We start from the raw sequence: 22,911 nt of genomic DNA, 5'->3' as shown, positions 1-22,911 counted from the left end.
GCGCGAGGTGACCGCCGCATCGTCCCCTCCGGGGCCGCGCTACCGTATCTGTTCGTGAGATACGTAGCGATCGGGGACAGCTTCACCGAGGGTGTGGGGGATCCGCAGCCGGGCGGAGGGGTGCGCGGCTGGGCGGACCTGGTGGCGATCGGGCTCGCGTCCGCGCACGGTTCCGTCGAGTACGCGAACCTCGCGATCCGCGGGCGGCTCATCGAGCCGATCGCGACGGTGCAGTGCGACGCGGCGCTCGCGCTGGACCCGCGGCCGGACGTCATGACGTTCAACGGCTCGGGCAACGACATGATGCGGCCGGGCTGGGACGCGGCGCGCATCTCCGCGCTGATGCAGCGGGTGGTGGACCTCACGGGAGAGGCGGGCGTGTCGCTCGTGGTGCTGTCGGGGCCCGACCCGACCGAGCGCCTCCCGCGCGGGCGGACGTTCTCGGAGCGGGCAGACGAGCTCATGGCGATAGTCGAGGGGCTCGAGGCCGCGCACGACCACGTGACGTTCGTCGACAACTACCGCGATGCCGAGATGCGCCGCGCCGCCTACTGGGACACGGACCGGCTCCACCTCAACCCGCTGGGCCACTCGCGCGTCGCGGCGCGCGTGCTCGCCGCGATGGGCGTCGAGACGGACCTGCCGGTCGCGCCCGCGGGGGATCCGGGTCGCCCGGGGGTTATCGAGGAGGCGGCCTACGTGGGGCGTTACGTGCTGCCGTGGATCGGGCGGCGGCTCACGGGGCGCTCGTCGGGCGACGGCCGCGTGCCCAAGCATCCGGCGTGGACCACCATCGAGGCGCCGGTCGGGTGACGCTGCTCGTCGGGTGACGGCTGCGGGCGTCGTGTGCGGCGCACGGTAGCGTGGCCGCATGGCGATCCCGGAGTTCATCCTCGACCTGCGTTCCAAGATCGGCACCGACCTCCTGTGGCTGCCCGCCGCGACGGCCGTGGTGCTCCGCCCGTCGCCCGACCGCGAGGGATCGCGCCAGGTGCTGCTGGTCAAGCGCGCCGACAACGGCTGGTGGACTCCCGTGACCGGGATCGTCGACCCGGGCGAGGAGCCCGCGACGGCGGCGGTGCGCGAATGCCTCGAGGAGGCCGACGTGGTGGCCGAGGTCGAGGCGCTCATGTGGGTCCACGCGCTGCCCGAGATGGAGTACGCGAACGGGGACCGCGCCCAGTACCTCGACCTGACGTTCCGCTGCCGCTACGTCAGCGGCGAGCCGTTCCCGGCGGACGGCGAGAACACCGAGGCGGCGTGGTTCGAGCTCGACGAGCTGCCCGAGATGCCCGCCGAGATGGCCGCGCGCATCGACGCGTGCCTGGTCGACGGCGACGTGTGCCGCTGGTTCTCCTGAACCCTGCCTGCGGCTGAACGCGCGGGGTGGGGCGGGCGCATCCGCCCTGGTCGCGGCCGTGGAGCGCGGGGTAGCGTGGCCGCATGGCGACGCCCGACTTCATCCTCGCGCTGCGGGCCAAGGTGGGTCACGACCCGCTGTGGCTGATGAGCGCGACCGCCGTGGTGGTGCGGCCGTCCGCGGCGCGCCCTGGCGTGCGCGAGGTGCTGCTGGCTCACCGCGCGGACTTCCTCACGTGGGCGCCGGTGGGTGGGATCATCGATCCCGGCGAGGAGCCGGCGGTCGCTGCGCGGCGTGAACTGCTCGAGGAGACGGGCGTGACGGCCGAGCCGGAGACGCTCGCCTGGCTGCACGTGCAGGATCCCGCCGTCTATCCCAACGGGGACCGGGTGCAGTTCCTCGACCTGACGTTCGTGTTCCGCTGGGTGAGCGGCGAGCCGTTCGCCGCGGACGGCGAGAATCTCGAGGCGCGCTGGTTCGACGAGGATGCGCTCCCGCCCCTGAGTGCGGAGATGACCGGGCGGGTGGGGCGTGCGCTCGGCGCCGGCGAGGTGACCGCGTTCGCGGGCTGACGCCGTCTGGCCGTCGCTGAGTTCCCTGCAGCGCGCGAGGATCTCGCGAGACCGTCGCTGAGTTCCCCATGGCGCGCGCGGGCCGGGGCGTGCCGGGGCCGCGGCCGGGATGCGCTCAGTGCATCGCGTGGCCCGGCTCGGGGGCGTCGATGGGCCGCTCGATGAAGAACGCCGCGATGATCGACGTGCTCGCCAGCGCCGCCGCGATGAGGTAGGCGGTGCGGATGCCGGTCGCGACCGCGGAGACCTCCTCGGCGCCGCCCGCCATCTGGTCCGCCGCGACGGCCGCCATGGTCGACACGAACAGGGCGGTGCCCGCGGCGGCGGCGACCTGCTGGATGGTCGAGACCGTCGCGGAGCCGTGCGAGTACAGGTGGCGGGGAAGCGCGCCCAGGCTCGCCGTGAACAGCGGCGTGAACATGAGCGCCAGGCCCGCGCTCAGCGCCACGTGGCACGCCAGCAGCAGCTGCCATGGCGTGGTGGGGCTGAGCACCACCGCGAGCGTCCACAGCACCCCGGCCACGATCGCGGCGCCCGGGATCAGCAGGGGTCGAGGCCCGAACCGGTCCACGGCGTGCCCGACGGGGCGCGCGCACACGCCCATGAGGATGCCTCCGGGCAGGAGCAGCAGCCCGCTCTGCAGCACCGTGAGACCCAGGACGTCCTGCATGAAGATGGGCAGCAGGATGATCATCCCGAACAGCGACATCATCATGATGACGAACATCACGATCGACACGGAGAACGTCCGCGAGCGGAAGGTGCGCAGGTCCAGGAGGGCGTCGTCCACGCGCTGCAGCACCAGCTGCCGCCACACGAAGAGCCCGAGGGCGGTCGCTCCGCCCGCGAGCGACGCCACCGTCGAGAGCGGGACGTCCCCGCCGCTGGCCTCCCCGATGCGGCTGAGCCCGAACACGATCCCGCCGAACCCGAGCGCCGACAGCACGATCGACAGCGCGTCCATGGGCGCGTCGCGCGTCTCGGTGACGTCCTTCATGAGCGCCCAGCCGAGCGCCAGCACCGCGATCGCGATGGGCAGCACGAACACGAACATGAACCGCCACGAGAAGGTGCTGAGGATCAGCCCCGAGATGGTGGGCCCGATCGCGGGGGCGACCGCGATCACGACGGAGATGGAACCCATGCGGCGTCCGCGCGTCGCGGGTGGCTCGAGCTGCATCACCGTGGTCATGAGCAGCGGCAGCATGATCGCCGTGCCGCCCGCCTGCACCACGCGGCCCACCAGGAGCACCTCGAAGCCCGGCGCGAGCGCCGCGATGAGCGTGCCGGCCGTGAACAGTGCCATCGCCGCGATGAAGATGGGCCGCGTGCGGAACCGCTGCAGCATGAACCCCGTGGTGGGGATCACCACCGACATGGTGAGCAGGAACGCGGTGGTGAGCCACTGCGCCGCGACCGCGCTGATGTTCAGGTCCTCCATGAGGTGCGGCAGTGCGACGCCCATGACCGTCTCGTTGAGGATCACCACGAACGCGCCGACGATCAGCACCCAGATCACCACGTTGTTGCGGCGCGCGGTCTCGGGGTCGAGCGGTGAGGTCGGCGAGGGGGTGGGGACGGGCGTGGGCCGCGCGTCGCCCCGGGTCACGAGGTCGTCGGTCATGGGCTCCATTGTGCGCCGTGGGTCCGACATCGCGTCAGCCCCCAGTTCTGACGGCTTCCGACCCGCGGCGGTGTCGCGCGAAAAGTGAGGCATTGCCAGGCATCCACGACCGTGCATAACATCGGTATGCCAAGTCGGCGGTGCACCCCGCCGACGAAGCGTCCTGGGGGGACCGCCGGCCGGCGGAGGATGCGGAGGTTCTGATGGTGCACACGGCTGAGGGGGCCGCTCGTCGCTTCATCGCGCGCGACGTGCGGGTAGTTGGGGCCGCGCTCGATCCGTCGGGGCTGAGGGTTCTGCGGCTCGCTGTCGGGGACGAGTCTGACGACTCGCCGCCGCCGAGTCCCGCCGAGCATCCTTCGCCGGTCTCGTCCCCCGCGTTCGCGGAGTGGCGGGCCCGGCTGGGCACGCCGGCCGCGCTGCCCAACGTCTACGTGCCGGGGGAGCCGCGCCTGTCCAGCGCCGCCGAGCCCGAGCTGTTCACCGGCGCGGCGCTCGACGCGCCCACCCGCCACTACCTCACCGTCGCGATCGACGCGCGTGCGCTCCGGGCCCGGGCCCGCGTGCTCCAGTGGCTCGCCGTGCGGGCCGCGGTAGACGTGGGCCGCACGGTCCGCTGGGCCTCGCTCACCTGCGGCCCCGCGTACCCGATGGCGGGCGCGATGGTCGCGGCGAGCGACGCGGACGTCGACCTCGCGACCACCGTCATCGACACGTGCGCCGACTCGCTCGACGTGAGCCGACGGGTGGTGCTCGAGCACGGCATCGACCCGGCGGCCCACACGTTCGTCGCTGCGGAGGACCCGTTCGCGGACCTCGCGGGCCTGGTGGCGCCGGAGTCGCAGGACCTGGTGGAGGGGCTTGGCATGCTCGCCGGTCTCGACATCGACCACGCCCCGGACGCGCTCGCGAAGGCGTTCTCCCTGGTACGCCCGGGAGGGTCGCTCGTGTTCTCCGTCATGCTGGCCGACCGGCCGTCCTGCGAGTGCTGCGCGGAGATCGGCTGGCCGGTGGGCCCCACGCTCCGTGTCGACCAGATCGCGCCGCTCCTCGAGGCGGCGGGGCTCCCGGTCGAGGACGCCTCCGTGTTCGTCGCGGAGGACGGGGTGTACGGCGTGATCGAGGTGTGCCGGCTCTGACGCGGTAGCGTGCGACGCGTGGACGATGCGCGCGCCGGACAGCAGGGGACCTCGCCTCGATCGGTGGGCATCCTGGGGATCGGCCGGGTGGGCGCGGTCCTCGCGCGCCTGTGCCGCGCCGCGGGGCTCGAGGTGACCGCCGCATCGTCCACCGACGATCCGTCGGCGGCCTGCGCCGCCGACGTGGTCCTCCTCGCGATCCCGCTCGGCCGCTACCGGACGCTGCCGCGCGACCTGCTGCGCGGGCGGCTGGTGGTCGACGCGATGAACTACTGGTGGGAGCTCGACGGCGCGCGCCCCGACCTCGACGACCCGACCACGTCCACCTCGGAGACCGTGGCCGCGTTCCTCGACGGCGCGCGGGTGGTCAAGGCGCTCGGGCACGCGAGCGTCTGGGAGCTCGAGAACCTGGGGCGGCCGGCGGGCGACCCCGACCGCCGCGGTCTCGCGATCGCGGGCGACGATGCGCGGGACCGGGCCGCGGTCGCCGCCCTGGTGGACGCGCTGGGCTTCGATCCCGTGGACGCGGGGCCGCTCGCGGCGGGGGTGGCGTTCGAGCCGCCGACCGAGATCTTCGGGTCCGACGCGACGGCCGCGGAGCTGCGGGAGATGCTCGACCGGTTCCCGCGCTCGCAGCGCGGCCGCGTGGTCGCGCGGGCGCGCGGGGAGGCCTGATGCGCGTGGTGGTCGCGCCCGACACGTTCAAGGGCACGTGGCCGGCGGAGCGCGTGGCGCGGGACATCGCGCGAGGGTGGCGGAGCGTGCGCCCGGACGACGAGCTGGTCGAGATCCCCCAGGCAGACGGCGGCGAGGGGACGCTCCCCGGGGTGCTCGCGGCCGTGGACGGGGCGGAGCTGCGCAGCGCGGGCACGGTGACGGGGCCCGCGGGCGACCCCGTGGCCGGCGTGTGGCTCGACCTGGGCGACGGGACCGCGCTGTGCGAGCTCGCGGTGGTCGCCGGGCTGCACCTCATGCCGGCCCCGGACGCCCTGCGCGCGACCTCGCGCGGACTGGGCGAGGTGATGGCCCGCGCGCTCGACGCGGGCGCGACGCGTCTGGTGGTGGCGCTCGGAGGGTCGGCGTCCACCGACGGCGGCATGCCCGTGCTCGAGGCGCTGGGTGATCGGCGGCCGCCCGCGGGCGGGGTCACGGTGCTGTGCGACGTGCGCGCCCCGCTGCTGGGCCCGTCCGGTGCCGCGGCGGTGTTCGGGCCGCAGAAGGGCGCCTCGCCCCTCGAGGTGATCGCGCTCGAGGCGCGGCTCGAGACGGTAGCGGCGCGCCTGGGCGCGGATCCGACGGTCCCTGGCGCGGGTGCCGCGGGCGGCGTGGGGTACGCGCTGCTCGCGTGGGGAGCGACCCTCGTGGAGGGGGCGCCCGAGGTGGCGCGCCTCACCGGGCTCGCGGAGGCGGGTCGCGACGCGGACCTGGTGATCACCGGCGAGGGCCGCTTCGACGCGCAGTCCCGGATGGGCAAGGTGACCGGCCACGCGCTCGCGTTCTTCCCGCGCGTGGCAGTGATCGCGGGCGAGGTCGCGGAGGATCCGGGCGTGTGGTCGGCGTCGCTGACCGCGCTCGCGGGCTCGCGCGAGGCGGCGATGAAGGATCCGTCGCGGTGGCTCGAGCAGGCCGGAGCGGCGGCGGCACGGGCCTGGGAGGAAAGGGGACCATCCGCCTTTGTCCCCGCGGGGTAAACGATGTAAATTGCGAGTCCAGCCCTGACTCGAAGGAGAGCGCACGTGACCGACCCGCAGGAGCGCCGTGTCCGCGCCTATCACCGCACGCCCACCACGGCGGCGGAGGCGAACAACGAGGACGTCGCGCTGAGCATGCACCTCGCGCTCGAGGGGCCGGGCGGGTTCGTGCCGCTGTTCGACGACTACGGAATCTTCTACCCCCGCGTCGCCGAGACGCCCGGGCCGTCGGGGACCTCCGAGGAGATCCTCCGCTCGCTGGTCGACCCGCACCTGTTCGCACTGCGCGACGGAGGCTACGGCGTGGTCGCGACGCGCGTCGCGCGCGGCGGGGCGCCGGACGGCACGGAGCGCTCGAGCGTCCTGGTCGCGACGTCGCCCGAGCTGCTGACCTACACCGAGGTCGGCCTGCTCGACCTGGGCGTGACCGACGGCGTCCACGCTCCTGCCGCCCGCTACGACCAGGTCTCCGGCGCCTACCTGCTGTCCTGGGTGGACGATGCGGGGGTCGCCCGCCGTACGAGCGTCGCCGACCTCGCGGACGCGGCCACGGTGGGACCGGTCGAGGAGGGCGCGGTCGAGGGGCTCGAGCACGGCGCCCCGCTCGCCATCCCCGCGGAGGTGGCACGCGGCCTCGAGGTGCGCTTCGGGCCGATCGTCAATACGGGCGCGCGCCCGCTGCCCGCGGTCGAGGCCGCGGTGGGCGGCACGGCCGCGGCGGGCGACCTGCCCGGGCGCCTGACGCTCGACTACAGCGACGGCTCCACCGGCTCGCTCGCGATCGCCTGGGACGCGGACGCGCTCGCGGCGATCGACACCTCGACCCCGGGGGTCCACGAGGTCGCCGGCCGCGTGCGCCAGGCGGTGTACCCGACCCCGTTCGCCGACGAGCGCGCGGACCCGAGCGTCTACCGCTTCGACTTCAACGGCGTGCAGAAGTTCCTCATGATCGCCACCAAGGACCTCCACATGGACCCGGTGAGCAACTCCGGAGAGCCCGTCGGCATGCCCATCCGCATGGCCGACCGCATCGAGGACCTGTCGGACCAGGCGCTCGAGGCCGGCCGCGTCGCCGAGGTCGACCTCCTGGTCCACGGCTCCCTCGACGCCGAGGGCAACCCCATGACCGGGTGCTTCTGGGCGCCCGAGATCCACATGATCGATGGCACGCTGTCCATCCTGTTCATGCCCAGCTACGGCGAGCCCACGGACATGTGGTCGGGCCGCGCCAGCATCGTGCAGCTGCGCAAGGACGCGGACGGGAACCACCTCGACCCGACGGTCCCGGAGCATTGGACGGCCGCGCGCCACGTGGTGTGCGCGGACGGCTCGCCGCTCAACGCCATCCAGGGCATCTCGCTCGACATGACGTACCTCGAGGACTCCGGCACGCACTACTACGCCTGGCAGATGCTCGGATCCGTGTTCATCGCGACCATGGACCCCGCCGAACCCACGCGACTGACCTCCGAGCCCGTCCGCATCATCGCCCCCGAGTACGCGTGGGACAACCTCATCGCGGAGGGCCCGAACGTGCTCGCCCGCGACGGCCGCCTGTACCTGCTGTACTCGGGCTCGACGGTGGGCGACAGCTACACCACGGGACTCGCCACGGCCGCCGCCGGCCAGGGCGTCGACCTCGCCGACCCCGCGGCATGGACGCGCCTGAACCACCCGATCCAGAAGTCGGGGCCGTTCAACGGCGAGATGCAGCTGGGCACCGGCCACGGCATGTGGTCGGAGGACCAGGACGGCAACCTCCTGTACGTGTTCCACGCGCGCACCGACCACAAGGGCCTGACCGGCCGCGACATGTTCGTCCGCCGGGTCCACTTCGCATCCGACGGCATGCCGGTCCTCGACATGGAGACCGAGGAGGAGCTGCTCCCCGAGCTGCGCGACGTGACGGTGAGGGTGGTCGTCGGATGACGGAGGAGCCGTACGGCTACCTCATGGTCCACTTCCTCGAGGACCCGGACGGCTACGCCGAGAAGATCTACCTCGACCTCTCCGACGGCGACGACCCCGAGCGCTGGATCCCGCTCAACGGCGGCGAGCCCGTCCTCGCGTCTCACCTGGGCACCACCGGCGCGCGCGACCCGCACCTCACCGTGAACCCGCAGACCGGCACCTACTACATCCTCGCGACCGACCTGCGCGTGTTCGGCGGGGATGAGGCCGGCTGGGGCGCGTGGTCGCGCGGCTACTCGACCCGCATGAACGTGTGGGAGTCGCGCGACCTCGTCACGTGGTCGCCGCTGCGGCAGCTCGACGTGGCGCTCGGGCCCGACGGCCGGCCCGCCCCGGGCGCTCCCGAGATGGGCATGATGTGGGCCGCGGAGACCACCTTCGTGGAGGACTTCCACGGGGAGGGCCGCGGGGCGTTCGTCGTCTACTGGACCTCCACCGTGGGCGACCACCAGGTGATCCTGTGGGGCTCCACCACCGACTTCACGCAGGCCACGTTCCGGTACGGCGGCGTGCTGCTCGACCAGGGCGAGGACACCATCGACACCACGATGATCCGCCACGCCGGCCGCACCTACCGCGTCACCAAGTCCAACGGCGCCACCGCGCGCGGCCTCTTCATGGAGGTCACCGACGCGGAGCGCTGGTGGGAGCCGGGCGCCGCCTGGCGCGAGGTCCAGACGCGGATCGGGCAGGGCTATGCCGCCGGCCACGGCGTCGAGGGCCCCACCATGTTCAGGGCCCACGGCGAGGACCGCTGGTACCTCTACGTCGACGTCATCCCCTCGGTGGGCTACTGCCCGATGGTCTCCACGGACCTCGACGCGGAGACCCCGTGGGTGCCGCTCGCGAGCGAGCGCTTCTCGCTGCGGCCGTCCACCAAGCACGGTGGAGTCCTCCCGCTCACGCGGTCGCGGCACGATGCGCTGGTCGCCGCGGACGCCCGGGCGCCGGTGGTCGCGGACCTGGGTGGGGTCGCGGACCTGCCCGACGCGGTGGAGGCGATCCTGCACGGCGGGGGCACCGCATCGTTCCCCGTCGCCTGGGAGGTCGCCGAGGACGGCGTGGCCGTGGGCACTCTGCGCGGGACGCTCGGCGCGAACCTCAACGCGTGGGCCGGCGAGGGCGGCTCGACCGCGTGGGACGCTCCGGGAAAGGTGCCGTTCAGCGCGACGGCGCTCCGCGTGACCGCCACCGTCGCGCCGCGCTGATCAACCGAAGTCGAACAGGTCGCCCAGGAAGGACTCCTTGCGCTTCTTCTGCGGGTAGCCGCGGTTGTCGTAGCCGCGCTGGTCGTAGCGCTCGTCGCGGCGGCGGTCGTCGTAGCCGCGGGAGTCGCGCTGCTGCTGCGGGGCCGGCTGCTGGGCGGAGCGGTCGATGATCTTGTCGAGCTCGCCTCGGTCGAGCCACACGCCGCGGCACTCGGGGCAGTAGTCGATCTCGACGCCGTTGCGGTCGGACATGACGAGCGTGGCGCTGTCGACGGGGCACTTCATCCGGGGAGCTCCTTCGGGGCGGGGGACGTTCAGCGAGCCAACGTGCCGGGTAGGCGGGCCGTTCCCGGTCAGCGCGCGTCGAGCGAGGCGAGCATGCGGGCGAGCATCGCGCGCAGCTCCGCCCGGGTCGAGTCGTCGGTCTCGAGCGCGTAGGGGTCCGCGCCAGGAAGCCATGACATGGCGTACAGCAGGTCGCGCGCCTCGCGCCCCCCGAACGGCCACCGCGTTCTCCCGTCGCCCGCGTCGGTGGCGCCCTGGCCCCAGTCGCCCATGGCGGCCGCGAACGTGTCGAGCGGCATCGCCACCACGGCCGCGACCTCGACCGGCTGCGGCGTCCACGACGTCGCCACCGCGACCATCTCCTCGATGCGTTCGGGCGTGAGCGCGCGCGGCGTGAAGCGGGCGCGGGTGAGCCGCAGGTCCGCGATGCGGTCGACGCGAAAGGTGCGCCACGCCTCCCGCTCGAGGTCCCAGCACACCAGGTACCAGCGCCGATGGCTGGGCGCGAGCGCGTGCGGCTCGACCCGCCGCCGGGTCTCGGCGCCGTCCGAGGCGGTGTAGGTGAAGCGCACCCGCTCGCGGTCGCGGCACGCGAGCGCAAGCGTGCCCAGGAGGTCGGAGTCCACGGGCGCCACGGGCGCGGCGGTGACCGGGTGCAGCGCCTCCGCGATGGCCGCCACCCGCCGGCGCAGGTCCGCGGGCAGCAGCTGGTCGAGCTTGCCGAGCGCCGCCAGCGCCGACTCGGCGCCGTCGACCAGCCGCTCCGCCGCCGCGATGCGCAGGCCCACGGCCATCGCGACGGCCTCGTCCGCGCTCAGCAGCAGCGGGGGCAGCGAGGTGCCCGCCTCGAGGCGGTAGCCGCCGCGGGCGCCCGGGGCGGAATCGATGCGATAGCCCATGTCGCGCAGGCGTTCCACGTCGCGGCGCACCGTGCGCTGGGTGGTGCCCAGGCGCTCCGCGAGCTCCGCGCCGGTCCAGTGCCGGTGCCGCTGGAGCAGGTCGAGGAGGGCGAGGGTGCGCTCGGTCGAGGCCATGACCCGAGAATCTCACGGAATGCGGACCGAAACCGTCCGCATAGGTCCGTAGCGTGCGAGACATGGACGCACCCATCATCGAGGCCGAGGGCCTCACCAAGCGGTTCACGTCGAGGAAGGCGACCGTCGAGGCGGTCACCGACCTCACCTTCTCGGTGGCGCAGGGCGAGCTGGTCGCCTTCCTGGGCCCCAACGGCGCGGGCAAGTCGACCACGCTGCGCATGCTCACCACCCTCATCGCGCCGACCTCGGGGCGCGCGTCCGTGGTCGGGCGCGACATCGCCCGCGAGGCCGCGGCCGTGCGCGCCCGGATCGGCTACGTGGGCCAGCTCACCAGCGGCAGCTTCGCTCAGCGCGTGCGCGACGAGCTCATCAGCCAGGGCGCCTTCTACGGCATGGCGAAGGCCGCCGCGGCGGCACGGGCCGATGCGCTGGTCGAGTCGCTGGGCCTGTCCGGCTTCGCGACGCGCACCGTCCAGCAGCTGTCGGGCGGCCAGAAGAGGCGCCTCGACATCGCGCTCGGCCTCATGCACGCGCCACCACTGCTGTTCCTTGACGAGCCGTCGACGGGTCTCGACCCGCAGAGCCGCGCGAACCTGTGGGAGCACATCCTGGACCTCCGGCGCGAGCACGGCACCACCGTGTTCCTCACCACGCACTACCTCGAGGAGGCCGACCGCTACGCGGAGCGCGTCATGGTGATGGACCAGGGCCGCGTCATCGCGGACGACACCGCGGCGCACCTCAAGGAGCACCTCGCCGGCGACGCCGTCACGCTGGGACTGGACTCTCCAGGCTCGGCCGACCGCGCATCGTCCCTGGTCGCGGAGGTGACCGGACGCGAGGTGCGGCGCGTGGACGCGACCACCGTCGCGGTCCACGTCGCCGACGGAGCGACCCTGCTGCCCACGCTGCTGCGGCGGCTCGACGCCGCGGGCGTCGCGGTGGTGAGCGCGACCGGCGTCCCGCCCACGCTCGACGACGTGTTCCTCGCCCTCACCGGGCGCACCCTGCGCGAGGCCAACCTCTCGACCGCCGACGCGCAGCCCGACACCGACCCCGTGGCGGCCTCCGCCACCGCCGAAGGAGGCGACCGATGACCGCGACCGACACCTGGAACGTCATGACGCGCGAGCTGCGGCCCGTCGCGCGCGACCCATTCTCCGTGATCTTCAGCCTGCTCCAGCCGCTGGTGTTCCTCGGGTTGTTCGCGCCGCTGCTCGTCGGCGAGTCGGGGGCCTCGCTGGCGGACACGCTCGCGTGGTTCGTGCCCGGCGTGCTCGTGATGATCGTGCTGTTCGGGACGGGCGCCACCGGCTCGAACCTGCAGTACGAGATGATGACCGGCTCGCACGAGCGAACCCTGGTCGCGCCGCTGTCGCGCACGTCGCTGCTGGTGGGGCGGGCGCTCAAGGAGATCGTGCCGATCGTGGTGCAGTCCCTGGTGATCGTCGCGATCGCGTGGCCCTTCGGGTTCCGCGCCAACCTGCTGGGGCTGCTGCTCGGGCTCGTGGTCCTCGCGGCCTTCGGCGTGGGGCTCGGGTCGCTGTCCTACGCGCTCGCGCTCAAGACCAAGAACCGCGAGTGGATGTTCTGGGCGGTGCAGCAGTCGCTGATCTTCCCGCTGCTCATCCTGTCGGGCATGCTGCTCCCGCTCGACTCCGCGCCGCGGTGGATGAGCGCGGTCGCGTCCGTCAACCCGGTCAACTGGGTGGTCCAGGCGGAACGCGCGCTGCTCGGCGGCGACCTCGCCGCCTCCGCCGTGGGCTGGGGCGTGCTCTCGGCGAGCGCGGTGTGCGCGGTGGGGCTGACAGTGGGGATCCGCGCGATGCGCGCGAGCGACTGAGGCGGTCAGCCGCGCCGTCGGGGCTTGAGGCGCACCTCGGGCATCGGCGGCGCGGGGATGCGCGTGGCGCCGTGGCCGGCGACCGTGCCGAACCGGCCGTCGTCGCCGTTCCAGGCGTTCCAGGCGTCCACGATCTCGTCGTGGTCGCGCGCCACGAAGTTCCACCACATCACCAGGTCGTCGGGGAAGGGCTCGCCGCCGAGCAGGACCACAGTGGAGCCGGTCTCGGAGGCCACCGTGAGCGCGTCGCGGTCCGTGCCCAGGTAGAGGATGCCGCCTTCGGGAGGCGTGGGGAGGGTGCCCGCGTCATCCGCGACCGCGACGTCGCCCGCGACGGGCACCAGGCCGTGCTCCCACGCGGGGTCGAGCGGCAGGGTCGCTCGCGCGCCCGGCTCGAGGGTGATCTGCGCGCCCACGATGGGCGTGTACGCGGTCGCGGGGGAGGAGACGCCCGCGAGCGAGCCGAGGATGACGGTCGCGGTCGCCCCGTCGCCGAGCGGCACCGTGGGCAAAGTGGCGTGCGACTCGAAGCCGGCCGCGCCGTGGCGCGCTTCCTCGGGCAGCGCGACCCACAGCTGGAGCGCGTCGAGAGGGATGGGGGAGTCTCCAAGCGAGTACTCCGAGTGTGCGACGCCGTGCCCCGCAGTCATGAGGTTGAGCGCGCCGGGCCGCAGCACCGCGTCGGAGCCGAGCGAGTCGCGGTGCCGGATCTGGCCGGCCAGCGGCCAGGTGACGGTCTGCAGGCCCATGTGAGGGTGCGGCTCGACGCGCATCACCGCGCCCTGCGGGCCGAACCGGTCAAGGAAGCACCACGCCCCGATGGTGGTGAGCCCGCGCTGCGGCAACGACCGCCGCACCGTCATCGCGCGCAGCCCGCCCAGAGGGACGTCGCGCGCCTCGAGCACCGTCGCGACGGGTCCCGGACGCGCGCCCGCGCCGGGGCACAGCGTCTCCGTGGGAGGTCCAGCGTCGAGCCGGGTCATGCGGCGGGCCACTCCACGTCGGCGCCCGGCACCTCGGTGCGGCGCAGGTAGTCCGCGATGAAGGGGCACAGCGGCACGATGGTCTCGCCGCGAGCGACCGCATCGGCGATGGCCTCGCGCGCGAGCGTGGACCCGAGGCCGCGGCCCTCGAAGGCCTCCGCGACCTCGGTGTGGGTGAACACGATCCGTCCCGACCGCGGCCGGAACTCAGCGACGCCCGCGAGGACGCCGTCGACCGTGAGCTCGTAGCGTCCGGCGTCCTCGACGCGGGTCACCTCGATGGTCATCACGCCCTCCGCGGGTCGAACGGGTCGTCCTCGCCGCCGGGGCGCAGCGACCCGCCCGTGGCGAGGCGCATCATGTCGGAGTCGAGATCGATGTCGACCTCGGTGCCCCCCGCGGAGCCGTAGCTGTGCTGGTAGGCGCCCCACGCATCGTCCCTCACGGCCCGCGCGAAGCCGGACTCCATCAGGAGGACCAGCTCGCGCGCCGCGCGGTCGATCCGGGTGCCGAGCGCGGTGTCGGTCCAGTCCTCGGTCGAGGCGAACAGGCTGGTGGGGACGGGCAGCGCGCGGAGGTAGGCGAACAGCGCGCGCATCTCCTCGTCGACCACGAGCGCGTGGCGCGCAGTGCCGGCGGTGGCCGCCAGGATGACGGGCTTGCCGATCAGGAGGTCGTTGTCGAGGACCTGGAAGAAGCTGGTGAACAGGCCCGACGCGCCCGCCTTGTAGACGGGCGCGGCGGCCACGATCGCGTCCGCGGCGACCAGCGCGTCGACCGCGCGGGTGAAGCGCGGGCCGAGCAGCTGGCTCGACAGCGCCGCCGGCAGCTCCTGGAGGAGCTCGCGGAGGTCGACGGTGGTGACGGTGACGGCGTGCCCGCGCTCGCGGGCGAGGGCGGTGACGCGCTGGGTGGCGCGGTCGGCGAGCAGGCGGGTGGACGAGGGGTCGGACACGCCGGCGCTGACGACGACGAGGCGGAAGTCGGTCATGGGTGCTCCTCGGGGAGGGAGTCGGGATCGGAGACGAGCTTGAGGGAGAGGGTCTCGAGGAGCGCGAGCTCCTCGTCGGTGAGGCGGGCCGTCATCGCGGCGGCGACGGACGCGCCGTGCGCGCGGCCCACCGTGCGCTGGACGGCGCGGCCCGCCTCGGTGAGCGTGAGGTTGGCGGCGCGCGCGTCCTTGGGGTCCACGCAGCGCTCCACCAGCCCTCGCTCGACCAGGCGGTCGACCAGCCGCGAGAGGCCGGGCTGGCTGAGCAGCACGTGGCCGCTCAGGTCGCCCAGCCGCTGCGGGGTGTCGCACTTGGACAGCGTGTAGAGGACGTCGTACTCGCGCATCGACAGGCCCGCCCAGACGTCCTCCGCCGCGAACTGCCGCATGAGCGTGGAGTGGGCGGTGAAGGCCGCCTCCCACGCGTTGTTCGCGAGGCGCGTGCGGCCCCTGGCCGCACCGGGGGACGATGCGGCGGGTGCGGGCGGTACGGCAGGTGACGGGCGCATCGTCCCTCCTAGAGAGTCGGGTAGGACTCGACCGAGGTCTCGGAGTCCTGGTACGGCGAGCCGCCGGTGACGTTGTCGCCGCGGTTGGCGTTGGGGCGCGGCTGGCGCGGCGCCTGGTCGCCGTACTTGGCCTTGATGAGGTCCGCGTGCGACGGCGGGTTCGCCGGCGCCTCGGGGTCGCGCCTGGCCTCGAGCTCCGCGCGCAGGACGGGCACCACGTGCTCGCCCAGCAGGTCGAGCTGCTGGAGGACCGTGTCGACGGGCAGGCCCGCGTGGTCGACCAGGAACAGCTGGCGCTGGTAATCGCCGAAGGCCTCGCGGAAGGTCAGGGTCTTGTCGATGACCTCCTGCGGGCTTCCGACCGACAGGGGGGTCATCTCCTCGAAGTCCTCCATGGTCGGGCCGTGGCCGTAGACGGGGGCCTCGTTGAAGTACGGGCGGAACTGGTCGTGCGCGTCCTGGCTGTTCTTCGCGAGGAAGGCCTGGCCGCCGAGTCCGACGATCGCCTGCTTGCGGGTGCCGTGGCCGTAGTGCTCGAAGCGCTGGCGGTAGAACTTGATGAGCCGCTGGTAGTGCTCCTTGGGCCAGAAGATGTTGTTCGCGAAGTAGCCGTTGCCGTAGAAGGCGGCCTGCTCGGCGATCTCGGGGGTGCGGATCGAGCCGTGCCACACGAACGGCGGGACGTCGTCGAGCGGGCGCGGGGTCGAGGTGAAGCCCTGCAGCGGGGTGCGGAACTGGCCCTCCCAGTCGACCACGTCCTCGCGCCACAGCCGGTGGAGCAGGTTGTAGTTCTCGAGGGCGAGCGGCAGGCCCTGGCGGATGTCCTGGCCGAACCACGGGTACACGGGCGCGGTGTTGCCGCGGCCCAGCATGAGGTCCATGCGTCCGCCCGCGAGGTGCTGGAGCATCGCGTACTCCTCGGCGAGCCGCACCGGGTCGTTGGTGGTGATCAGCGTGGTGCTGGTGGTGACGGTGAGCTTCTCGGTGAGAGCGGCGATGTGGCTCAGGAGCGTGGTCGGGGAGGAGCTGAAGAACGGCGGGTTGTGGTGCTCGCCGATCGCGAAGACGTCGAGGCCCACCTCCTCGGCGTGGACGGCGATCCTCACGATGTTCTTGATGCGCTCCGCCTCGGAGGGCGTGTGGCCGCTGACGGGGTCGCGGGTGATGTCCGAGACGGACATGATGCCGAACTGCATGGTGTGCCTCCCTGTGGGGCTCTGGCTGCCGGTCGCCCGGGACGTGCGTCCCGAGCCTTGCCGCCGATTATATGCGTACGCATGTAACTAACGCGAGGGCCCGCGATCTATTCCATCGCCGTCGGGGGTGGTCCGACCGGGACTTTGGGCGGCTCTCGCCCGCGGCACGCGCCCGCGCCGTGGCGTCCGCGCCGTGGCGCCCGTGGTCCACTGGGGGTATGCGCCTCACCCTGCACGGACATGCCTGCGTCTCGGTCGAGTCCGGCGGGGACGTGATCCTCCTGGATCCGGGCGTGTTCACGCCGGATGCCTCGCGGCTGCTGGCGCGTGCCGACGCCGTGCTGGTCACCCATGAGCACGCGGACCACGTCGACGCGGGCGCGCTCGACGCGGCGCTCGCGGCGCGGCCAGGGCTCCGGCTCTACGGGCCCGCGGCCGTGGTGGGGCGATGGGCGGGGCTGGGGGAGCGCGTGACGGCGGTGGCGCCCGGCGACGCGTTCGCGGTCGGGTCCCTCGAGGTCGCCGTCCGCGGCGGGCTCCACGCGGCGATCCACCCGGACGTGCCCCGTGCGGTGAACGTCGGCTACCTGATCGGCGGACGTGTCTATCACCCGGGCGACGCGCTCGAGGCGCCCGCGGTGCCGGTCGAGGTGCTGCTCACGCCGGTGAGCGGGCCGTGGTTCCACCTGGACGCGGCGGTGGAGATGGTGCGCGCGCTGCGCCCCGCGAGGGCCCTCGCGATCCACGAGGCGCACGCCTCCGAAGCCGGGATGGCGCTCGCGGCGCGGCTGATGGCGCAGCTCGCGGGCGTGCCGCTCGAGGTGCTCGCGCCCGGGGAGGCGGTCGAGCTGTAGGCGCGCGGCCGGCAGGACCTCGACTTGGTGGCATGATGAATCCATCAATTCACGTGCGCGATGGCGAGGCGAGGCATGCACACCGGTCGACCGCTCAGCGAGGTCAAGGCTGACCTGTTCAAGGGGCTGGCGCACCCGGTCCGCATCCGGGTCCTCGAGCTCCTCGCCGAGGTCGACGAGCGCACCGTCGCCGACCTGCTCGAGCGGACGGGTCTCGAGGCGTCGCACCTGTCGCAGCACCTGCGCGTCCTGCGCGGCTACGGGCTGGTGACCTCGACGCGCAAGGGCAGCTCCGTCGCCTACCGGCTCGCACACCCGTCCGTCGCCGGCCTGCTCGGCGCGGCGCGCATCGTCCTGCGGGACGTCCTCGACGCCCGCGGGGCGCTTGCCGACCTCGACCAGGCGGAGCTCGAGGGCGCGCGGTGACCGCACGCCCCGCCCTGTCCGGCGTCCGGGCGGTGCTGCCGTCGCGCGCGGACTACGCGGGCCTGCGGCGTTCGTGGCGCGGCGACGTGCTCGCGGGCGTCAGCGTCGGCGTGGTCGCGCTGCCGCTCGCGCTGGGATTCGGCGTCACCTCGGGGGCGGGCGCGGAGGCGGGCCTCGTCACGGCGATCGTCGCGGGCCTGGTGGCGGCGCTCTTCGGCGGGTCCGGCGTGCAGGTCTCGGGCCCCACGGGCGCGATGGTGGTGGTGCTTGCGCCCATCCTTGCGCAGCAGGGCGCCGGGGCGCTCGCGCTCGTCACCGTCATGGCCGGGGTCATCGTGGTGGCGGCCGGGGCCGCGAGGCTCGGGCGCCTGGTGGGCCTCATCCCGTGGCCGGTGATCGAGGGCTTCACGCTGGGCATCGCGATCATCATCTTCCTGCAGCAGGTCCCGGCGGCCGTGGGCAGCACGGACGGCGCGCACGGCGCGAAGGCGCTGCCCGCGGCGCTGACCGCGCTGGCCCACGTCGACGGGCCGGTCGCGTGGCGCGCGCTGGCGCTGGTCGCGCTGGTGGTGGCGGTCATGGTCGTGTGGCCGCGGATCACGCGTGCCGTGCCGGGGGCGATCGTCGCGATCGTGGCGGCCACCGCCGCCGTGGCCGCGCTCGGGTGGGACGTGCCGGTGATCGGCGAGCTGCCCGCCGGGCTTCCCGCTCCCGCGCTTCCCGCGGTGAGCCTCGCGTCGCTGCAGGCACTCGCCATGCCCGCGCTCGCCATCGCGGCGCTCGCGGCCATCGAGTCGCTGCTGTCGGCTCGCGTCGCGCACTCGCACGCCGATGTGGGCGGATACGACGCTGACCGCGAGCTGGTGGGGCAAGGCCTCGCATCGATCGCGTCGGGCCTGTTCGGCGGCATGCCCGCGACGGGCGCGATCGCCCGCACCGCGGTCAACGTGCGCTCGGGTGGCCGCACGCGCGTCGCCGCGGTGGTCCACGCCCTGGTGCTGCTCGCGGTGGTGCTGGTCGCCGCGACCGCGGTCGCGCGTGTGCCGCTAGCCGCGCTGGCGGGCGTGCTCATGGTGACCGCGGCGACCATGGTGCGTCCCGCGCTGGTGCGCTCCGTGATGCGCGCCTCGCGCCAGGACGCGGTGCTCTTCGTCCTGACCGCGCTGGTGACGGTGAGCGTGGACCTCATCTACGCGATCGCGATCGGGGTGGCCGGCGCGGCGGTGTTCGCGCTGCGCTCCGTCGCCCGCGCCGCCGGCGTGCACCGCGAGGAGCTCCCTGGAGACGCCGCGAACGGCGACGAGCGCATCGCCCTGCTCCGCCTCGACGGCGCCCTGTTCTTCGGTGCGGCGGACCGCGTGCTCGAGCGGGTCGCGCGGGTCCACGGCGTGGAGGTGGTGATCCTGCGCATGTCGCAGATCCGTATGCTCGACACCACGGGCGCGCAGATCCTGGGCGAGGTGGTCACCTCGCTGGAGCGGCGCGGCGTCACCGTGCTCATCAAGGGCGTTCAGCCGCGGCACCTGCCGCTGCTCGAGCACACGGGCGCGCTCGAGGCGCTCGCGGACTCGGACCACCTGGTGGACAGCCTGGACGATGCGGTGGCCAAGGCCCGCGGCCTGGTCGCCTCGCGGTGAGGGCGCCCTACGCGGGCTGAGGGTCCGGGTGCGGCGCCTTGCGCGGAGCCATCGCGCCGGCGAGCAGCACCACGAGCACGCCGAACACCGGCACGAGCACGAGGCCCGCACGCAGCGAGGTGGCGTCCGCGATCGCGCCCACCACGGGTGGCGACAGCAGCCACGCGAGGCGCAGCAGCCAGGACAGGATGGTGAGACCGGTGCCGGGTCGCAGGCCGGGGAGCTCGTCCGCGGCGTGCATCGCGCCCGGGATGAAGGTGGCGATGCCGAAGCCCGCCGCGCCGAAGCCCGCGATGACGCCCCACGGCGAGGGGAACGCGAGGGCGAGGCCCATGCCGACCGCGACGAGCACGCCTCCGAATCGGGCGACCGCTCGCTGGCCCCAGCGGTCCACCATGCGGTCGCCGACCATGCGGCCCACGAACTGGAAGCCCTGCAGCGACACGAAAGCGAGCGAGGCGAGGGTGGCCCCGACCAGCAGCTCGTCGGTCAGGTAGCTCGCCGACCAGGTCGCGGCGGCGTCCTCGGCCCAGCCGCCTGCGATCGCGATGACGGTGAGCGCGAGCAGCGTGCCCCACACCTTGAGGGGGATCCGGCGCAGCGGGGTGTGCTGCGGCACGGCCGCCTCGTCAGCGGCGTGGTCGACCTCCTCCGCGGTCGCGGTGTCCTTCTTCAGCAGCATCGGATAGGCGGTGAGGTTCGCGGCCACCACGATCGCGAGCGAGACCGCGAACTGCCACGGCACCGCGATGCCGAGGCCGGCCGCCGCGCCGCCCATGAGGCCGCCCACCACCGCGCCGATGGACCACAGCCCGTGGAACGCGTTGAGGATCGAGCGCTTGTAGAGCTTCTGCACCTCGAGCCCGTGGGCGTTCTGCGACACGTCGACCCAGGCGTCCGTGACGCCCACCACGAACAGGGCGGCGCCGAACGTCCACACGTTGGGCGCGAGACCGGCGGCGAGCATCGCGGCGGCGCTCACGGCCATCGTGATGGTCGCGACCTTCGCGGAGCCGAAGCGGCGGATCACCGCGGCCGCGAGCAGGCCCAGCGCGAGCGCGCCCACGGACCACATCGCCATCGCGACGCCGAGCGTGCCGTAGGAGATGCCCAGCGACGCGCGGATCTCCGGCACGCGCGGCGCGAAGCCGCCGAGCACGATCCCGTTGGTGAAGAAGATGATCGACACGCCCACGCGGGCGCGCCGGAGGTACGGCGCGATCGCGGTGGCGGGGGAGGGGACGGTCACGGGATCACGCTACCGAGAGGTCCGCGACCAGGAGGTCCGCGAGGCGGGAGGTGGGGCCCACGAGCACTTGGAACGCGCCCGGCTCGACCACGCGCTCGCCGCGCGCGGTCACGATCGAGCACTCCGACACCGGGATGCGGATGGTCGCCCGGGCGGACGCGCCCGGCGCGAGCGCGACCTGCGTGAAGCCCTTGAGCTCGCGGTCCGCCCACGTCGCGGACGTGTTGACGTCGCGCACGTAGGCCTGGACCGTCTCGAGCACGGGGCGGTCGCCGGTGTTGGTGACGGTGACGGTGGCCTCGATGGTGTCGTCCAGCCCGAGGGTGGACGATGCGAGGGTCAGGTCCGCGTATGACGTCGCCGAGTAGGACAGGCCGTCGCCGAACACCCAGCGCGGCTCCTGCGTGAGGTCCGCGTAGCGGTAGCCGTGCTGCGCGTCGATCTGGTTGTAGAACGTGGGCTGCTGGCCCACGTGGCGCGGCCAGGAGATCGGCAGGCGACCGGACGGCTCGATCGCGCCCAGGACGAGCTCGGCGACGGCGGTGCCGCCCGCCATGCCGGGGTTGGCGGCCCAGATCACGGCCGCGGCGCGGTCGGCGGACGGCGGCAGCACGTGCGGCTTCGACGCGAGCACCACCAGGATGACCGGCGTGCCGGTCTCGACGAGCGCGTCGAGCAGCGCGACCTGGCCGCCGAGCAGCTCGAGGGTGGCCGTGGACTTGCCCTCGCCCACGAGCTCGATCCGGTCGCCCACCACGGCGACCACCGCATCGGCCCCCTGCGCGGCCGCGACGGCCTCCGCGATCATGCCCTGGTCGGGGCCCACAGGGAACGCGATGTGCGGGCGCGGCTGGCCGTCTGGGAAGAACGCCCCCTTGGGGTCGGGGCCGGTGGTGATGATCTCGGCGCCCTTGGCGTAGGCGACCTCGGAGCCCTCGGGCGCGAGCGCGCACAGGCCGTCGAGCACCGTGGTGATCATCTCGCGCGGGTGGCCGTCCGCCAGCCAATCCGCCTGGCCGGACGCGCCGGCCCAGTCGCCGAGCGTGGTGTGCTCGTCGTGCGCGTTGGGGCCCACCACGGCGAGGCGGAGCGGGCGGTCGGCCGGGAGCGGCAGGGTGCCGTCGTTCTCCAGCAGCACCAGCGAGCGGCGGGCCACCTCGAGGTTGAGGGCACGATGCGCGGGCTGGGCGATCACGGCGCGCTGGCGCTCGCGGTCGGCCGGGCGGTGGTCCTCGAACAGTCCCAGCTCGACCTTCAGCGTGAGGATGCGGGCGACGGCCTCGTCGATGCGGGACTCCTCGAGCAGGCCCTGCGCGACCGCGTCCTGGGCGCCCTGGAAGAAGGCGGGGGTGGTCATGATCATGTCGTTGCCCGCGGTCACGGCGGCCGCGGCGGCCTGCGCGTAGTCGGGGAACAGGCGCTGCTCGCGCACCAGGTTGCCCACGTTGTCCCAGTCGGTGATGAGGGTGCCGGTGTAGCCCCACTCCTCACGCAGGACGTCGTTGAGCAGCCACTCGTTGACGGTGATCGGGACGCCGTCCGTGGACTGGTAGCCGAGCATGAAGGTCGCGCAGCCGGCGCGCGCCATGCGCTCGAACGGGGGCAGGTACCAGGAGCGGAGCTTGCGGCGGGAGATGTCCGCCTCGGAGGCGTCGCGGCCGCCCTGGGTCTCCGAGTAGCCGGCGAAGTGCTTCGCGGTCGCGAGGATCGCGGTGCGGTCCGCGAGGCCGTCGCCCTGGTAGCCCCGGACCATCGCGGCGCCCAGCTCGCCCAGCAGGTACGGGTCCTCGCCGAAGGTCTCGGACACGCGGCCCCAGCGCAGGTCGCGGGCGATGCACAGCACGGGGGAGAAGGTCCAATGGATGCCGGTCGCGCTGACCTCGACGGCGGTGGCGCGCGCGACGCGCTCGAGGAGGTCGGGGCTGAACGTCGCGGCCATGCCCAGCTGGGTCGGGTAGATCTCCGCGCCCTTGAAGAACGAGTGGCCGTGGATGCAGTCCTCGCCGATCAGCAGCGGGATGCGCAGGCGGGTCTGCTCCACCAGCGCGTGGGCCTGCTCGAGACGCTCGGGGGAGGCGTGCAGGATCGAGCCGACGTGCATCTCCTCGATCAGATGCGGCACGCCGTCGTAGGTGTGCATCTGCATCATCTGGCCCACCTTCTCGGGCAGCGTCATGCGCGAGATCAGGTCCGCGACGCGCGCGGCGGTGGGGAGGGTGGGGTCGAGGTAGGCGGCGGTCACTGCGGTTCCTTTCGCGCGGCGGTGGGCGAACCCTGAGATGCGATTTCTACCACATGGTAAGATCGAGGTCGAAACGTTGCAAGCGGGAGGCGTG

At 73.5% G+C, this 22,911-nt stretch carries 23 protein-coding genes; 13 read left to right on the top strand and 10 right to left on the bottom strand.

The genetic code is table 11. The features are described 5' to 3' along the window. The first annotated feature begins 54 nt into the window (after window positions 1-54). The 3 genes from AOM05_RS08665 (at window position 55) to AOM05_RS08655 (ending at window position 1,932) form a co-directional block, all read left to right on the top strand. Window positions 55-813, top strand: a complete 759-nt coding sequence (locus AOM05_RS08665; RefSeq protein WP_062521300.1) for an SGNH/GDSL hydrolase family protein — start codon at window positions 55-57, stop codon at window positions 811-813. Window positions 814-871: 58 nt separating this feature from the next. Further along, complete coding sequence (locus AOM05_RS08660; RefSeq protein WP_062521298.1) at window positions 872-1,360, top strand: NUDIX hydrolase; 489 nt, start codon at window positions 872-874, stop codon at window positions 1,358-1,360. A gap of 83 nt (window positions 1,361-1,443) precedes the next feature. Then, entirely contained in the window at window positions 1,444-1,932 is a 489-nt protein-coding gene (locus AOM05_RS08655; protein ID WP_062521296.1) for an NUDIX hydrolase, read from the top strand. A gap of 115 nt (window positions 1,933-2,047) precedes the next feature. Here the strand turns inward: AOM05_RS08655 and AOM05_RS08650 are convergent, their stop codons facing one another. Beyond that, window positions 2,048-3,556: a DHA2 family efflux MFS transporter permease subunit gene (locus tag AOM05_RS08650; RefSeq protein ID WP_082097380.1), complete on the bottom strand. Its 1,509-nt coding sequence runs from the start codon at window positions 3,554-3,556 to the stop codon at window positions 2,048-2,050. 203 nt (window positions 3,557-3,759) lie between these two features. Here AOM05_RS08650 and AOM05_RS08645 point away from each other — a divergent pair, with 203 nt between their 5' ends. The 5 genes from AOM05_RS08645 to AOM05_RS08625 are packed head-to-tail and all read left to right on the top strand — an operon-like array spanning window position 3,760 to window position 9,565. Further along, window positions 3,760-4,695 carry a hypothetical protein gene (locus tag AOM05_RS08645; RefSeq protein ID WP_062521294.1) on the top strand — a complete coding sequence of 312 codons (936 nt, stop codon included), beginning with the start codon at window positions 3,760-3,762 and terminating at the stop codon, window positions 4,693-4,695. An 18-nt stretch (window positions 4,696-4,713) separates the two neighbouring features. Next, the gene (locus AOM05_RS08640; protein ID WP_062521292.1) at window positions 4,714-5,370 is read left to right on the top strand and encodes an NADPH-dependent F420 reductase; all 657 of its coding nucleotides are present in this window, start codon (window positions 4,714-4,716) and stop codon (window positions 5,368-5,370) included. Further along, window positions 5,370-6,386 carry a glycerate kinase gene (locus AOM05_RS08635; protein WP_174442363.1) on the top strand — a complete coding sequence of 339 codons (1,017 nt, stop codon included), beginning with the start codon at window positions 5,370-5,372 and terminating at the stop codon, window positions 6,384-6,386. Before AOM05_RS08640 ends, AOM05_RS08635 begins: the two co-directional genes overlap by 1 nt. A gap of 45 nt (window positions 6,387-6,431) precedes the next feature. After that, complete coding sequence (locus AOM05_RS08630; protein ID WP_062521290.1) at window positions 6,432-8,315, top strand: family 43 glycosylhydrolase; 1,884 nt, start codon at window positions 6,432-6,434, stop codon at window positions 8,313-8,315. Then, window positions 8,312-9,565: a glycoside hydrolase family 43 protein gene (locus tag AOM05_RS08625; RefSeq protein ID WP_228373240.1), complete on the top strand. Its 1,254-nt coding sequence runs from the start codon at window positions 8,312-8,314 to the stop codon at window positions 9,563-9,565. The genes AOM05_RS08630 and AOM05_RS08625 overlap by 4 nt, the downstream gene beginning before the upstream one ends. On the opposite strand, the gene AOM05_RS08620 is transcribed toward AOM05_RS08625, so the two are convergent. Together AOM05_RS08620 and AOM05_RS08615 are read right to left on the bottom strand one after the other, a co-directional pair. Continuing rightward, the gene (locus AOM05_RS08620; RefSeq protein WP_062521287.1) at window positions 9,566-9,850 is read right to left on the bottom strand and encodes a TFIIB-type zinc ribbon-containing protein; all 285 of its coding nucleotides are present in this window, start codon (window positions 9,848-9,850) and stop codon (window positions 9,566-9,568) included. Window positions 9,851-9,918: 68 nt separating this feature from the next. Continuing rightward, window positions 9,919-10,884, bottom strand: a complete 966-nt coding sequence (locus AOM05_RS08615; protein WP_062521285.1) for a helix-turn-helix transcriptional regulator — start codon at window positions 10,882-10,884, stop codon at window positions 9,919-9,921. 62 nt (window positions 10,885-10,946) lie between these two features. Here AOM05_RS08615 and AOM05_RS08610 point away from each other — a divergent pair, with 62 nt between their 5' ends. Together AOM05_RS08610 and AOM05_RS08605 are read left to right on the top strand one after the other, a co-directional pair. Then, entirely contained in the window at window positions 10,947-11,984 is a 1,038-nt protein-coding gene (locus AOM05_RS08610; protein WP_062521283.1) for an ABC transporter ATP-binding protein, read from the top strand. Beyond that, window positions 11,981-12,730: an ABC transporter permease gene (locus AOM05_RS08605; RefSeq protein ID WP_062521280.1), complete on the top strand. Its 750-nt coding sequence runs from the start codon at window positions 11,981-11,983 to the stop codon at window positions 12,728-12,730. The genes AOM05_RS08610 and AOM05_RS08605 overlap by 4 nt, the downstream gene beginning before the upstream one ends. A gap of 5 nt (window positions 12,731-12,735) precedes the next feature. Here the strand turns inward: AOM05_RS08605 and AOM05_RS08600 are convergent, their stop codons facing one another. The 5 genes from AOM05_RS08600 to AOM05_RS08580 are packed head-to-tail and all read right to left on the bottom strand — an operon-like array spanning window position 12,736 to window position 16,409. Next, the gene (locus tag AOM05_RS08600; RefSeq protein WP_062521512.1) at window positions 12,736-13,713 is read right to left on the bottom strand and encodes a pirin family protein; all 978 of its coding nucleotides are present in this window, start codon (window positions 13,711-13,713) and stop codon (window positions 12,736-12,738) included. Then, entirely contained in the window at window positions 13,710-14,000 is a 291-nt protein-coding gene (locus AOM05_RS08595; RefSeq protein ID WP_062521279.1) for a GNAT family N-acetyltransferase, read from the bottom strand. Before AOM05_RS08595 ends, AOM05_RS08600 begins: the two co-directional genes overlap by 4 nt. Beyond that, the gene (locus tag AOM05_RS08590) at window positions 14,000-14,704 is read right to left on the bottom strand and encodes a CE1759 family FMN reductase (protein ID WP_062521277.1); all 705 of its coding nucleotides are present in this window, start codon (window positions 14,702-14,704) and stop codon (window positions 14,000-14,002) included. The genes AOM05_RS08595 and AOM05_RS08590 overlap by 1 nt, the downstream gene beginning before the upstream one ends. Continuing rightward, window positions 14,701-15,213 (bottom strand): MarR family winged helix-turn-helix transcriptional regulator, encoded by a 513-nt coding sequence (locus tag AOM05_RS08585; RefSeq protein ID WP_062521275.1) that lies wholly within the window; start codon window positions 15,211-15,213, stop codon window positions 14,701-14,703. Before AOM05_RS08585 ends, AOM05_RS08590 begins: the two co-directional genes overlap by 4 nt. A gap of 8 nt (window positions 15,214-15,221) precedes the next feature. Continuing rightward, complete coding sequence (locus AOM05_RS08580) at window positions 15,222-16,409, bottom strand: LLM class flavin-dependent oxidoreductase (protein WP_062521272.1); 1,188 nt, start codon at window positions 16,407-16,409, stop codon at window positions 15,222-15,224. Between the two features lie 218 nt (window positions 16,410-16,627). Between AOM05_RS08580 and AOM05_RS08575 the strand changes: the two genes are divergently transcribed. The 3 genes from AOM05_RS08575 (at window position 16,628) to AOM05_RS08565 (ending at window position 19,326) form a co-directional block, all read left to right on the top strand. Beyond that, window positions 16,628-17,263, top strand: a complete 636-nt coding sequence (locus AOM05_RS08575) for an MBL fold metallo-hydrolase (RefSeq protein ID WP_062521270.1) — start codon at window positions 16,628-16,630, stop codon at window positions 17,261-17,263. A gap of 75 nt (window positions 17,264-17,338) precedes the next feature. Next, window positions 17,339-17,689, top strand: a complete 351-nt coding sequence (locus tag AOM05_RS08570; protein WP_156165117.1) for an ArsR/SmtB family transcription factor — start codon at window positions 17,339-17,341, stop codon at window positions 17,687-17,689. Next, window positions 17,686-19,326, top strand: coding sequence for a SulP family inorganic anion transporter (locus AOM05_RS08565; protein WP_062521266.1), 1,641 nt, complete (start codon window positions 17,686-17,688; stop codon window positions 19,324-19,326). Before AOM05_RS08570 ends, AOM05_RS08565 begins: the two co-directional genes overlap by 4 nt. A 7-nt stretch (window positions 19,327-19,333) precedes the next feature. On the opposite strand, the gene AOM05_RS08560 is transcribed toward AOM05_RS08565, so the two are convergent. Then, window positions 19,334-20,575 carry an MFS transporter gene (locus AOM05_RS08560; RefSeq protein WP_062521264.1) on the bottom strand — a complete coding sequence of 414 codons (1,242 nt, stop codon included), beginning with the start codon at window positions 20,573-20,575 and terminating at the stop codon, window positions 19,334-19,336. A gap of 4 nt (window positions 20,576-20,579) precedes the next feature. Then, window positions 20,580-22,817, bottom strand: coding sequence for a glycoside hydrolase family 3 N-terminal domain-containing protein (locus AOM05_RS08555; protein ID WP_062521262.1), 2,238 nt, complete (start codon window positions 22,815-22,817; stop codon window positions 20,580-20,582). Between the last annotated feature and the right edge of the window lie 94 nt (window positions 22,818-22,911).

Origin of the sequence: Demequina silvatica (assembly GCF_000971215.1) — a bacterium.
GTDB classification, from domain to species: Bacteria; Actinomycetota; Actinomycetes; order Actinomycetales; family Demequinaceae; genus Demequina; species Demequina silvatica.
This window is presented reverse-complemented; position numbering and strand designations above follow the sequence as displayed.